This window comes from Bartonella saheliensis (genome assembly GCF_902162175.1).
On record NZ_LR607227.1, the window covers coordinates 1 to 14,077 of the forward strand.

At 36.3% G+C, this 14,077-nt stretch carries 12 protein-coding genes; 6 read left to right on the forward strand and 6 right to left on the reverse strand.

The features are described 5' to 3' along the window. Positions 1 to 334 precede the first annotated feature (334 nt). The 3 genes from FS875_RS07925 to hutH form a co-directional block, all read right to left on the reverse strand. Positions 335 to 1,711 (reverse strand): amino acid permease, encoded by a 1,377-nt coding sequence (locus tag FS875_RS07925; RefSeq protein WP_144755376.1) that lies wholly within the window; start codon positions 1,709 to 1,711, stop codon positions 335 to 337. Positions 1,712 to 2,224: 513 nt separating this feature from the next. Then, entirely contained in the window at positions 2,225 to 2,506 is a 282-nt protein-coding gene (locus FS875_RS07930; RefSeq protein WP_144755379.1) for a hypothetical protein, read from the reverse strand. 224 nt (positions 2,507 to 2,730) lie between these two features. Beyond that, positions 2,731 to 4,266 carry a histidine ammonia-lyase gene (hutH, locus tag FS875_RS07935; RefSeq protein ID WP_144755381.1) on the reverse strand — a complete coding sequence of 512 codons (1,536 nt, stop codon included), beginning with the start codon at positions 4,264 to 4,266 and terminating at the stop codon, positions 2,731 to 2,733. 582 nt (positions 4,267 to 4,848) lie between these two features. Here hutH and FS875_RS07940 point away from each other — a divergent pair. From FS875_RS07940 to parE, 4 genes are all read left to right on the forward strand, one after another. Beyond that, positions 4,849 to 5,475 carry a LemA family protein gene (locus FS875_RS07940; RefSeq protein ID WP_144755384.1) on the forward strand — a complete coding sequence of 209 codons (627 nt, stop codon included), beginning with the start codon at positions 4,849 to 4,851 and terminating at the stop codon, positions 5,473 to 5,475. Next, the gene (locus FS875_RS07945; RefSeq protein ID WP_144755387.1) at positions 5,475 to 6,329 is read left to right on the forward strand and encodes a TPM domain-containing protein; all 855 of its coding nucleotides are present in this window, start codon (positions 5,475 to 5,477) and stop codon (positions 6,327 to 6,329) included. Before FS875_RS07940 ends, FS875_RS07945 begins: the two co-directional genes overlap by 1 nt. A gap of 123 nt (positions 6,330 to 6,452) precedes the next feature. Beyond that, positions 6,453 to 7,190 (forward strand): lipoyl(octanoyl) transferase LipB, encoded by a 738-nt coding sequence (gene lipB, locus FS875_RS07950; RefSeq protein ID WP_144755390.1) that lies wholly within the window; start codon positions 6,453 to 6,455, stop codon positions 7,188 to 7,190. An 81-nt stretch (positions 7,191 to 7,271) separates the two neighbouring features. Next, on the forward strand, positions 7,272 to 9,338 hold the full coding sequence (gene parE, locus FS875_RS07955) for a DNA topoisomerase IV subunit B (RefSeq protein ID WP_144755394.1): 2,067 nt from the start codon (positions 7,272 to 7,274) through the stop codon (positions 9,336 to 9,338). 18 nt (positions 9,339 to 9,356) lie between these two features. On the opposite strand, the gene recJ is transcribed toward parE, so the two are convergent. Further along, complete coding sequence (gene recJ / locus FS875_RS07960) at positions 9,357 to 11,141, reverse strand: single-stranded-DNA-specific exonuclease RecJ (RefSeq protein WP_144755397.1); 1,785 nt, start codon at positions 11,139 to 11,141, stop codon at positions 9,357 to 9,359. Positions 11,142 to 11,438: 297 nt separating this feature from the next. On the opposite strand from recJ, the gene rplM reads away from it, so the two are divergent. Together rplM and rpsI are read left to right on the forward strand one after the other, a co-directional pair. Continuing rightward, complete coding sequence (gene rplM, locus FS875_RS07965; RefSeq protein ID WP_120100763.1) at positions 11,439 to 11,903, forward strand: 50S ribosomal protein L13; 465 nt, start codon at positions 11,439 to 11,441, stop codon at positions 11,901 to 11,903. Positions 11,904 to 11,905: 2 nt separating this feature from the next. Next, positions 11,906 to 12,391 (forward strand): 30S ribosomal protein S9, encoded by a 486-nt coding sequence (gene rpsI, locus FS875_RS07970; RefSeq protein ID WP_144755400.1) that lies wholly within the window; start codon positions 11,906 to 11,908, stop codon positions 12,389 to 12,391. Between the two features lie 323 nt (positions 12,392 to 12,714). Here rpsI and FS875_RS07975 read toward each other — a convergent pair whose 3' ends face one another. Beyond that, a complete protein-coding gene (locus tag FS875_RS07975) occupies positions 12,715 to 13,080 on the reverse strand; it encodes a response regulator (protein ID WP_005773308.1) in 366 nt (121 codons plus the stop codon). A gap of 552 nt (positions 13,081 to 13,632) precedes the next feature. Then, a complete protein-coding gene (locus FS875_RS07980) occupies positions 13,633 to 13,995 on the reverse strand; it encodes a hypothetical protein (RefSeq protein ID WP_144755403.1) in 363 nt (120 codons plus the stop codon). Between the last annotated feature and the right edge of the window lie 82 nt (positions 13,996 to 14,077).

Here is a 14,077-nt window from a genome sequence, read left to right on the forward strand (position 1 = left end):
ATTGATTAGCTATGAAAAGAGTTTAAATCAAAATATAGAATCAATTTTCGTAATAATGTCTCTTATGAGAGAGAACTTAATTAATAAGTTTAGAAAAAGATATTTTCTTATAATCTTGTATCTAGTAAAATCTCTTCACATTGTTAAGCATTTTAATATAAAATCATTTTAACATGAAGTACTTGTATTGCGGATACAGCTTCCCATCAAAAAATGTCTGGTACTTATATGATGGAGTTATTATCATAGGTAATGGCTCACAAAATATTCCAAAGAAAAATGATTAAATACCTGCTCTTCTAAAGACATCAACTATTTCTTTTTAGCTTAATATTTATTGTAGTTTCTTTTGCTTAAAATTATAAAGTTTAAGGCTATAAAAACAAATAATAAGCCAAGCAATCCAACTAACACCGACAATTAAAACTGGTCGCGTCTCATCAAAGTACCATAAGAGAATAAAAATAAAAACCATAAATAAAATAGAAAAAATTGATCCTATCGGCCAAAGTGGAATGGGAAAGCTTAAATCCTTCTGTGCTTCTTTAGGCATCTTAATTCGCATAAAAATTTGCGAAAGTAGAATCATCATCCAAACAAAAACCGTCGCAAATGTTGCCATTGACGCAATAAGAAAAAAAAGCTTTTCATGATAAAAATAATTAAGAACAGCACCAAGAAGAAAAATAGCGAAGATCATCAAAATAACAAAAACTGGTATACCATTTTTTGATAAATATTGGAACTTCTTTAAAGCATAGCCTTCCTGCGATAAACCATGAACCATACGACAAGCACCATACATTCCGCTATTCATTGCCGAAATAGCCGCTGTAACAACAACAATATTTAAAATATTTGCTGCATATGAAATCCCAAGATTTTCAAAAATAGATACAAAAGGACTATCCATAAGACCAATCTCATTCCAAGGATAAAGAGACATTAAAATAGCTAACGTCATAACATAAAAAAGTAAAATACGAACTGGAGTGGAATTAATTGCCTTTGAAATCGTTTGATGAGGGTTTTGAACTTCCATGACCGCCATGCCAATGATTTCTATACCACCAAAAGCAAAAACAACAACACTAAAGCAAGCTAAAAAACCGAACCAACCATTAGGAAAAATACCACCATTCTTCCATAAATTATGAACAGTAACAGTAGAAGAATCAGCAGCTTCACCCCACCCCCAAAAAATAATTGCTATTCCTAAAATAATCATCGCAATAATAGCAATAACTTTAATAGAAGACAGCCAAAACTCTAGTTCACCATAAACTTCTACGGCAGCTAAATTAATACCCGTGATGATAAATGTAATACTCAGTGCCCATATCCAAGGAGCAACATCAGGATACCAAAACCCCATATAAGTCGCAAAAGCTGTAATATCAGCCAAACCCACAAGAATCATCTCAAACACATATGTCCACCCGGTTAAAAAACCTGCTAATGGCGATATGTAATTTGCTGCATAACGTGCAAAAGAACCAGGTAATGGATTATAAAGGATCATCTCTCCTAAAGCCCGCATAACCATAAAAATAGCTAAACCAGCAATACAATAGGCAATCAAAACACTGGGACCCGCAAGCTTAATTGCTTGGGCTGATCCATAAAAAAGACCTGTTCCAATAGCAGAGCCAAGAGCTAAAAAAATAACTTGACGTTTACTCATCCCCCTCTTTAGTTCATTTATTGCCATTTCTTTCCTTTTTTATTGAAATGCTGATAAAAACCACAAAACAATAACAGCTTTATGATAAATAAAGCTTCATGTTTCTTTCACAAATATATTTCAAAAACATCGAAGACCAGCCAGCTCACCACTTTGCTCTAAACAATGAAAAAATACTTTTATGGCGAATTATTCAGCTTTTATAGCCTGCAATTTCTTTAAATAAAGTGATAATGAATTTTTTTATAATTGTCATTTAATTCATTTCGTATTCTAAAGTTTTTTGACAAAGAAAATTAGCCTTAATGTAGTGTAAACTTTTAGGCCTCTATTTCAATACATTGAAATAGAGGCCTAAAAGTTTACAATAAGCGTATTAACTATGCGTACAATTAATTTTTTGTTACTTTAAGAAAACTTTCTTTTGGCCCATCTTTTACACCAATTAAAGAACTCAATCAGTGATAAAACGAATCTCGCCAATTTTTTAAAGTATGAGAAAGTGTATCTACAGCCCATTCTCCAAGGGCTCCAACAACTTTAACTACAAGTTTTCCGATGAAAAAAAAAATATACGGTAAAAATAGCATCTTTGACTGTTTGTCCAATAACAGTTCCCTTCTTTCCTCTAGGAGTTTTTCCTGAGATATTAATAAAATCTTTGTTTTTTGCCGAAATAAGAGGCTCTTTATCTTGAGCCGTCATCATAACAAAAATTTTCTCTCGAAAGCTGCCTCTCCTAAAATTTGCATGAACCTCAAGAGTTTGTAAAAAACAAAAAAGAATTGTTATTAAAATACATAATCTAGCACTTTTAAACATTTATTTCTCCTTTTTTACTTAAAATACAAAAAATGAACTATAAAAACCATAAAGTATTAACAAATAAAAAGAGTACAAAATAAAATATCTAGTTGGTTACAAGTAGCAGATACATACATAATTTATTAAATAACTGAAATATAGTATTGATTTACTATATTATTACATGAGAAAGTTTCAAAATTCAATATCCATCTTCCTCATTAGCCTTAAAACAAATATTATTAAAAACTTAATGAAGGAAAAATTGTTTCTGGTAAAACAGGTAATAAATGCCCTTCACGTACAAGTATATGTGCTTGATGAAGATCTGGAGCCAAATAGCGGTCTTCCTTAAGAGAAGCAATATTTTTGCGTAAACATCTCATAACAGACTGTAAAAGAGTACTTGTTTTTAAAGGTGCACGATATTCAATTCCTTGTGCTGCAATAAGCGTTTCAATGCCAATAATTGTAAAAAGGTTTTCGCTCATTACCAATAACCGACGAGCACCATGGCAAGCCATTGAAACATGATCTTCTTGATTGGCTGAGGTTGGTGTTGAATCAACGCAAGCAGGATGAGCCATTTGCTTATTTTCAGACATCAAAGCTGCTGCTGTTACTTCAGCGATCATAAAACCTGAATTAAGACCTGCATTGTGTGCTAAAAAAGCTGGGAGACCATAAGAAACGGCTGGATCAACCATAAGAGCAATACGCCGTTGAGAAATAGATCCTATTTCACACAAAGCAAGAGCAATCTGATCAGCAGCAAACGCTACAGGCTCAGCATGGAAATTACCACCTGATACAACCTCACCATTCCTTAAAATCAACGGATTATCTGTAACAGCATTTGCTTCAATAATCAGTGTTTTTGCTGCAGCGAGCAGAACATCAAAACATGCCCCCATAACCTGTGGCTGACAGCGTATACAATAAGGATCTTGTACACGCTCATCACCTCGTAAATGTGCTGCACGAATTTCTGAATCCTCTACGAGCTTTTCTAATGTTTTTGATACAGCAATCTGCCCATAATGTCCTCGTAAAATATGGATATCAGGATGGAATGGTGCTGTTGATCCCATGATAGCATCTGTCGTTAAAGCACCGGCCAACAATCCACCACACAATGCCCGATAAGCTCGAAAAAGGCCGGCAAGTGCAAGTGCTGTTGATGTTTGAGTCCCATTAATAAGAGCTAGACCTTCCTTTGCCTCTAAAATAATAGGAGACAACCCTGCTTTTTCTAAAGCAGCTGCTCCACTCATACGAATATTTTGAAAAAACGCTTCTCCTTCTCCCATCATAACAGCCGCCATATGAGCAAGTGGCGCAAGATCACCTGAAGCGCCAACAGATCCTTTTTCTGGAATGACAGGAATAACACCCTTTACAAGCATATTTTCCAGCAAGTTGACCAACTCTAAACGAACTCCTGAGGCCCCTCTTCCCAAAGAGATCAGCTTTAAGCTCATCATCAAACGCACAATATTTTCAGCAAGAGGATCTCCTACCCCACAACAATGAGACAAAATAAGATTTCTCTGTAACACAGCGACTTTATCTGCATCAATTTTAATGGAAGCCAACTTCCCAAAACCAGTATTAATACCGTATACAGGCTCACTTCCAGCAACAATTTCAGCAATGCGCTGCGCTCCTTTCTCGATAGCTAAATGCGTGTCATGATGAAGCCTACTAATTGCACCATTAAAATAAATAGCTTCAAGTTCGCTAAGTGTTACCTCACCCGGTTTTAGTATAATCGTCATAATTTTCTTTCTTTTTTAACTAAAGTATAACCCTTAACATTATTGATCCTGCTATAAAACCTATAAAATAAAAAAAATATAATCACTCTTTAAATGAAAATTCTTTTTTAAAAGCCATTTCTTAGGATAAAAATGCATGATATTGATGCTATTCCCTAACATCTTAACAATTTCTTCTCATGCAATGCCTAATCCATGATAGACAAATGCTTTTTATTCTAAAAAGGAAAAAACATAGCCTTCAATAAGGTAAGGGAAAATGAGAACTTCCTCATCTTTTTATAAACTTAATACCTACATTCTTCTTTTTCTAAATTTTTATTGCTACGTTCTGAAACAAAAAATCTTACGAAAATAATATAATCTTTTGTAAGAATAATTGATATGAGTAGTGTTGATCTTTCACAAGATAACATCTATATTCTTGTTATTGTTTTCATATCAAAAAGTCACTTAAAGCGTGCTAAAAACGCAGAGAGATGTCAATCTATTAATAATAATAGCTATTTATAAACTTAAAAATACTTTCCACCAGTAAGATAAACCCTATATGATACATAAAATATCTATGGAGACATCTTTATGTTAAATGTACGAACTTCTTCAATGTTTAAAATGTTAAAACAATTTTCAATTGTTATTTTTTTGGCAGGGTTAATACCATTTTTAAGTGGCTGCGGATTTAATACGATACCAACCAATGAAGAAAAAGCACACGCAGCATGGAGTGAAGTGCTCAATCAATATCAACGCCGTACAGATCTCATCCCCAATCTTGTAGAAACAGTTAAAGCTTACGCAGCCCATGAACAAAGCGTTTTCACAAATGTCATTGAAGCACGAGCCAAAGCAACACAAGTTAACATTAATGCAGATATGTTGAATAATCCGGAAATTATGCAGCAATATCTCAAAAATCAAGCAAATTTATCAAGTGCACTTTCGCGGCTTATGGCAGTTGTTGAAAACTATCCGGATCTTAAAGCAAACCAGAACTTTCTTGCTCTTCAATCACAACTAGAAGGAACTGAAAACCGTATCTCCGTTGCGCGCCGCGATTATATCGAAACAGTTCGTGCCTATAATACAGCACTCAAAACAATGCCGACAATGATTTGGGCAAAATTATGGTTTCGTGATGCTAAACCGATGCCAACTTTTACCATCGATAGGGATAGCCAACAAACTCCAAAGGTGAATTTTAATTAATGAAATCATTTCAATACGCTATAAAACGTCGTTTTTTTCAACGTTTATGGATTCCTTTGAGCATTTTATACTTACTCATTGCATGGGGGAATATCTCTTACGCATACACTAAGTTTCCTCCCTTAACCGGTTATATCAATGATATGGCTCATTTACTTGACCATGCAACAAAGAAAAATTTAACGGAAAAACTTGCTACACTCGAAGAGAAAACAGGAGATCAAATTGTTCTTGTAACGCTCCCTACTCTTTCGGGCAATGATATAGAAACTTATAGCAATTCTCTTTTTCGTACATGGAAGTTAGGCCAAAAACAAATCAATAACGGCGTATTAATCGTCATTGCACCCAATGAACGTGAAGCACGTATTGAAGTAGGCTATGGTCTGGAAGGAGAGCTAACTGATGCTATGTCCTCTGTCATTATTAATAGCTTTATGGTTCCTCATTTTCGTGAAGGAAATTATCAAAAAGGAATTGTTGAATCAGTTCATGCAATTATCAAAGTGATCACACAAAGTGATGCTGATTTTTCTTTTCGAATCAAACAAAAAGCTAAAGCTGTTGAAGAACAACGTAAACAAACTGCAAAAGAAGAAATGATTATAAATACAATCATGTTTTTCATTCTCTTTATAGCAATTGGTTTGCCCATTCTTGCTATGATTTTTGGTCAGAAAGTAGGTCCACAAAAGTATCTTTGGATGGGTATTATCTTCACACCTTGGTTTTTAAACTTAAATACGAGGGGTAGAGGATCTGGTGGAATATTTGGTGGACATTCATCAGGAGGAGGAGGATTCAGAGGTGGAGGTGGATCATCAGGTGGTGGTGGTGCAACAGGAAGATGGTAAAAGAAACATAACACTTTTTTTTAATAAAATTCATTGCATTTCTCATAAAATGTCTCTTAATCTTACGTTTTTATTATTTTTCTAATTATAATACAAACTCAAACATTAAGATAAATATTGCCAATGACATTTGAATTGAAACATAGGGATCGTAATCACTTATCACATCATTTTAATGCAATTCTAGGAAATCCACCCGTTGAATGGAAAATAAGTGATCATTTGGTTGAATATCCTGAAGCACTGCGTTACATGCAAGAACGTGTGGAAAAAATTCTTGCAAAAACTGCCCATGAACAGGTTTGGCTTCTTGAACACCCTTCTCTTTATACAGCGGGTACAAGTGCAGATAAAAGGGATCTTTTAGCGCCTCATTTATTTCCTGTTTATGAAGCAGGACGTGGGGGTGAATTTACTTACCACGGTCCAGGACAGCGTATTGCTTATATTATGCTTGACCTTAAACGCCGAAAACAAGACATTCGTGCTTTCATTAGTGCATTAGAAGAATGGATCATACAGATGCTTGCAAGCTTTAATATTAAAGGCGAACGCAGAGAAGATCGCGTTGGTGTCTGGGTAAAACAGTCTCATGGCCCATCAAAACAAAATAATCTTTCTTCTGAAGATAAAATTGCGGCGATTGGCATTCGAGTGCGCAAATGGATAAGTTTTCATGGTGTTTCTATCAATGTTAATCCTAATTTAGCCCATTACTCAGGAATTGTTCCTTGTGGAATTACAAACCATGGTGTAACAAGCTTTCTTGATCTAGGGTGCCCTGTAACAATGCATGATATTGATATTGCTCTCAAACAGGCTTTTGAACAAATTTTTGGTCCAACAATTGATGTTTCCTAACTGCATTGATTTTTAAATAAAAAACAGGCATAAAATTTATTCTAATAATATTTTATTTTATGAGGTGGATAGTTAAACGCTATGAGCGATAACAACAAGGATCTTTTTAGTATTCTAAATAAAGCCCAATCTAGGGTCAATACAAAAGAAAGCACTCTGCAATCTCCAATGAAATCAAAAGCTGTGATTTCAAAAAAAAGTGCAAAAAATACGCAAGAAGACGACTATAATGCTCTCTCTATTCGCGTGCTTGAGGGTTTAGAGCCTGTACGTTTACGCCCAGGAATGTATATTGGTGGAACAGACAATAAAGCACTTCACCATTTATTTGCCGAAATTATTGATAATGCGATGGATGAAGCTGTTGCTGGTTATGCAGACTCCATTGAGGTCTCATTAGATAGGAACGGTTATATAACCGTTACAGATAATGGACGCGGTATTCCTGTCGAAAATCATCCTCAAATGCCTGATAAATCAACTCTAGAAGTTATTATGACACAACTCCACTCTGGAGGAAAATTTGATGGAAAAGCTTATCAAACTGCGGGCGGGCTTCATGGAGTAGGAATTTCTGTTGTTAATGCTCTGTCAGATGATATGGAAGTTGAAGTTGCACGAGAACGAAAACTTTACCGCCAACGCTTTTCACGCGGTATTCCTCAATCTGAGTTAGAAGATTTGGGAGATGTTTACAATCGGCGTGGTACACGTGTTCGTTTTCATCCTGATGGTGAAATTTTTGGTGAAAAAGCAGCTTTTGATCCGGAAAAAATTTATCAAATGGCGCGCTCCAAAGCCTATCTTTTTGGCGGTGTAAAAATTCGCTGGACTTGTGATCCCGCCATACTTGAAGGCGTAAAGAATATTCCTGAAAAGGCTGTTTTCCATTTTCCCGATGGGCTTAAAGACTATTTACTTGCGTCATTAAAAGACGAATATCGCGTCACATCAGAAATTTTTTCGGGAAAAACACAACAAAATAATGATCATGGCTGTGTTGAATGGGCCATCGCTTGGCATGGTGGAGATTCTTGTGTGCAATCTTATTGCAATACTATTCCCACCGCAGAAGGGGGAACGCACGAAGCAGGACTGCGTCAAGCTCTTTTACGTGGCTTAAAATCTTACGCCGAGTTAACAGGAAACAAGCGCGCAGCAATCATTACATCAGACGATATTATGATTTCAACAGCTGCAATACTTTCAGTTTTTATCAAAAATCCTGAGTTCGTTGGACAAACAAAAGATCGATTAGCAACAATCGAAGCGCAACGTATCGTTGAAAATGCAATCCGCGATCCTTTTGATCATTGGTTAGCAAACTCCCCCCAAGAAGCAACAAAACTTCTTGATTGGGTTATTGAACGTGCTGAAGAACGTGTTAGACGACGCCAAGATAGAGAAATAAGTCGCAAAACAGCTGTCCGTAAATTACGTCTACCCGGTAAGCTTGCAGATTGCAGCCAAAACCATGCTACGGGTGCTGAATTATTCATTGTTGAGGGGGATTCTGCGGGGGGATCTGCTAAACAAGCAAGAAATAGAGCAAACCAAGCAATTTTACCTCTTCGTGGTAAAATCCTCAATGTTGCCAGTGCTGCCCATGAAAAAATGAACTCGAGCCAAACAATTAGCGATCTTATCCTCGCTCTTGGATGTGGAACACGCTCTAAATATCGTGAAAAAGATCTCAGATATGAACGTATTATCATCATGACAGATGCCGATGTTGATGGTGCTCATATTGCATCACTGCTCATTACCTTCTTTTTTCAAGAAATGCCTGATCTCATTCATCAGGGACATTTATATCTCGCCGTTCCTCCCCTTTATAGAATATCGCAAGGAGGAAAAGTTGCTTATGCACGCGATGACATCCATAAAGATGAATTGCTCAAAACTGAATTTACGGGAAAAGCGAAAATTGAAATCGGTCGTTTTAAAGGGCTTGGTGAGATGCGCGCAGAACAACTTAAAGAAACGACGATGCATCCCCAAAAACGTACATTGCTTCGTGTTTCTATTGATGCCGTTGAAATACAAGAAACAAAAAAGACTGTAGAAAGTCTCATGGGAACAAAACCAGAAGCACGCTTTCGCTTCATACAAGAAAATTCTACTTTTGCTTCTAATTTAGACATCTAATGTAAAAAAACATCTCTTTTAAACTACTGCAGCAGCGTCAATCACGCGCAGTTGTGGATTAATCGTCCCATTCCAATAATTCAAACTAAGATGACCAGCTATATGAATCATTTCACCAATATTTCTCGACAGAAAATCACCAAGCGATGTCCCTACAGCACGAAAAGCTATTCCTTGCAGTTTTTTGCCTTCCACATTAGATATAATGAGGCGAAGATGTCCTTTACCAACTTCAGATAGGTTCATTAATCGATGAGAGGGAAGAACAAAAACAGGTGTTGCATTCCCTGTTCCAAAAGGACCAGCCTTTTCAAGCAACTCAAATAGTGCTTGATTAACACCAGAAGCAGAAAGAGAACCGTCTATACTAAGAGACTTTTTAGCATGTAATTGTGAAACCATGACAGAAACTTTTTCTTCTAGCCATTTTTGAAAGCTTTCAATTTTTGTTGATTGAATTGTAATGCCTGCTGCCATACTATGTCCCCCTCCTTTTTCTAATAGATTGAGTGTAACAGCCTCACGAACGAGTGCCCCTAAATCTATGCCGCTAATTGAGCGTCCCGACCCTATGCCATTTCCATCTTCTTTCAATGCAATAGCAAAAACAGGACAAAAAAAACGCTCTTTGAGGCGAGAAGCAAGAATACCGATAATCCCCGGATGCCATTCTTTATGAGAAATGACAAGTGATAATGGTGTCTCTTGATCTTGATAAAGAGAAGCAATATAAGATTCCGCCTGTGCTAATTGAATGTTCTCCATTTCTTGGCGTTCTTGATTAAGTTGATTTAATTGTTCCGCTATTCTGTCTGCCTCATCTTTATCCTCACAACTGAGCAAGCGTGCCCCCAAAGCTTGGTCGCCAATGCGTCCTCCTGCATTAATTCTAGGCCCTAACAAAAAGCCTAAATGAAAACTATTAAGCGGCTCGCCTATCCGTGCAACCTTTGTTAAAGCTGCTATCCCAGGATTATGCATAGAACGAGCAACTTGAAGTCCTTTCATCACAAAAGCACGGTTAACCCCCTGTAATGGAACAACATCACATATGGTTGCCAAGGCAACAAGATCAAGCATACTGAGAAGATCAGGCAACGGCCCTTCAAATTGTTTTTTTCGCAATAAGTGATGAACCCAAGCTAACGTAACAAAGACAACACCCGCCGCACATAAATGCCCTTGTCCAGAAAAATCATCAGGACGATTAGGATTGACAAGAGCAACGGCTTCTTGATGAACCTTTGACATTTGATGATGATCTAAAATTACAACATCAGCACCTGCAAATCTTGCTGCTTTGATGGCTTCTGGACTGTTCGCCCCACAATCAACAGTAATAATTAAACGGGCACCTTCTTGCACAAGCATCCTCATTGCTTGTTCATTTGGCCCATAGCCTTCAACAATACGATCAGGAATATAAATTTTGACGTCAATCCCAAAATAACGAAAAAAACGCGCGATAAGTGCTGATGCACAAGCACCATCAACATCATAATCACCAAAAACAGCAACCTTTTCTTGATTCAAAATAGCTTTTACAATACGCTCTGCTGCGCATTGCATATCAACAAAACTTTCTGGATCAGGCATGAGCGTGCGCAATGTTGGATTAATAAAAGCAACAGCTTCAGTTTCATCCACATCTCTTGCCGAGAGAACACGGGACAATTGATCTGGAAAACCAAATTTTTGAGAAATAGCGCGTGCATTATTCATCCCTTGAAGATCAAGGGCATCTAACCAAGCCTGACCACAAGCAGAAGATTCAACATTGAGAAAATAACGGGACCGCTGCATTGTTGCTTATGTTATAATGAAGGCGAATAAAATACAATCACACGTTCAAGATAAAACAGTCTTTTGCCCCATTCATCCTCAATTAAAGTGTAGATAAGTGCCTCCTCAATACAGGGTATCATGATACCTCATTCATAAGATGCTGTTTTATAAAGTTTTTATTTTCTCTTGACGTCAATCAAAAGACATTATATCAGAACAAATAATAGGCGTGGAATATTTCACTGTGCTAACAATTTTCAACGCAAACAATGAAAACACCCTCATGTTAGACGGGTTTTAATAAAGGATACTTCTATGGCAACTTTTTCACAAAAGCCAACTGAAGTGGTGAAAAAATGGGTTATTATTGACGCAGAAAACCTTGTTTTAGGTCGTCTTGCCACATTTGTTGCGAACCGCTTACGTGGCAAACATAAAGCTACATTTACGCCACATGTTGATGATGGAGACAACGTTATTGTCATCAATGCCGATAAAATAGCTCTTACCGGTAAAAAATATACAGATAAAAAATATTATTGGCATACCGGCTATATTGGTGGAATCAAAGAACGTACAGCACGTCAACTTCTTGAAGGACGTTTTCCCGAACGCGTTGTTGAAAAAGCTGTAGAACGTATGATTCCGCGTGGTCCCCTTGGTCGCCGTCAATTGAAAAATCTCCGTGTTTATGCTGGAAGTCAACATCCGCATGAAGCACAACAGCCCGAATCTCTTGACGTTAGTGCTTTAAACCGCAAAAACAAAAGGATTGCTTGATTATGGCTGAAATTAATTCTCTTGCTGAGCTCAGTGTCGTAACAAATACTGTAGAAGCTCATGAAAATGTCGCTCCCATCCATGTGCAAAAGCTTGATTCACAAGGGCGTGCCTATGCAACAGGAAAACGTAAAGATGCTGTTGCTCGTGTATGGATTAAACCAGGCTCTGGAAAAATTATCATTAACAACAAAGAATTTGACAAATATTTTGCTCGTCCTGTTTTGAGAATGATTCTTCGTCAACCAATTGTTGCGACAAATAGGGATACCCAATTTGATATTATTGCAACCGTTGCAGGTGGTGGCCTTTCTGGACAAGCTGGTGCAGTACGCCATGGTATTTCAAAAGCTTTAACCTATTACGAACCAGAACTTCGTCCAATTTTGAAAAAAGGGGGATTCCTTACCCGCGATAGCCGTGTCGTTGAACGTAAAAAATACGGTAAAGCAAAAGCGCGTCGTTCTTTCCAGTTTTCGAAACGTTAATTTCAATATTTGTGCAATATATTGTGCAATATATAAAGCCCCGTTTTTATCGGGGCTTTTTTCACCCTGCTAAAACAGATTTTTAGATGAATGTAGGAATAAATCTATACCGCTTAGAAGAAAATAAGAGCGAAAAACAACCACTTCTCTTAAGACAAAAACTAAGAAACTAAACTAAAAAATCAAAATTTCCTTTCAATTTTTCAAGTCTGTTTTGATAACTTAAATATATCCACCTGCTAAGGTACAAAAATACTTGCACGATAATTTTAGTAATCTCATACGCTTTTCAATGTCTTTTTCTATCATCACTTAACAAAACTTTAGTCCACAAAATGCTTTACCATTGTGATAAAATGGGGAACAGAAATAGGCTTTGACATATATTCTTCACATCCACTGGCACGAATTCGTTCCTCGTCTCCCTTCATAGCAAAAGCTGTTACAGCAACAACAGGAATTGATCTTAGTTCCTCATCTTCTTTTAATTGTTTAATAACATCTATTCCAGAGACCTCTGGCAACTGAATATCCACAAGGATAAGAGATGGCATCGATGAACGCGCCAAATCTAATGCCATAAGACCATTACGTGTTTCAACGGTTTCATAGCCACTCGCTTCTACAAGATCACGGAATAACTTCATATTAAGCTCATTATCTTCCACGATCATGACTTTCTTTGACATTCGTATAACTCCGCCCTTCTCAGATAAAATAAAGGAATAGAAATGAATCCACATTCTCTTTGCTTAAGATAAAATGATAAAAAAAATTGTAAACTACAAAGAGACAAAAAGCTTCCAATAAAAGAATTCTTACAAATATTTGTAAGATGCACCACTTATGCTTTTTCAGTTCATCAGAATGAAAATCCACAATGACCATGATTCTATTACTCTGTATTTTTAAAGTAAATATACAAAGTTTATGGATATCTCAATTAAAGCAGATGATACCCCTGTTACATTTGCAAAAAGATATTTATTTTCATCACAGAAAAAATATCAACGACAAACTTAGTTCAAATACATATTTTGAAAAGAAAAATTAATTAGCTTTTAAAAGAACTGATTATTTAAATTTAATCCCCTCTATACTGCCATCCTACAAACAATATCTTAATGATATAAAAGGATAAATTTATCAATATCATTAAAAGTAAAAAATATATAAACCGTGATGTCTAATCACGGTTTATTTAATATAAAACACCCAATAATAAAACAATTTAAATTTCATCAACGATTAAGAGCCCATGCACTATGAGCAATAGCATTGAATGCTCTTTTACCTGTCGCTCTGCTAGAACTCGGAGGTTTTCTCGTAAAGAAATATACAAAATATGAGATTAAACCAAAAATTGCAACCTCCATCCCCATTAAAGCGACAACCTTTTGGACATTTTTCTCATCATCTTGTCCTCCAAATTGGTTCATAATCATATTAACAGCTTTAGTCACCCCATTTTCTTGTGTCATTACAGAAATAAAACCAGTATTTTGAAATCGATCATTAAAAGAATCGGCATTAGCACCCAAAACCTGTGAAAAGAAAATAGCCATTGCAACAACATACAATATACAATGTTTAAATATTTTCATCATAATCACCTATATACTATTTAATAAAATAAATTATCTTTACTGTATCCTCTAAACAAAAAACACCGCATCACCTATTGAT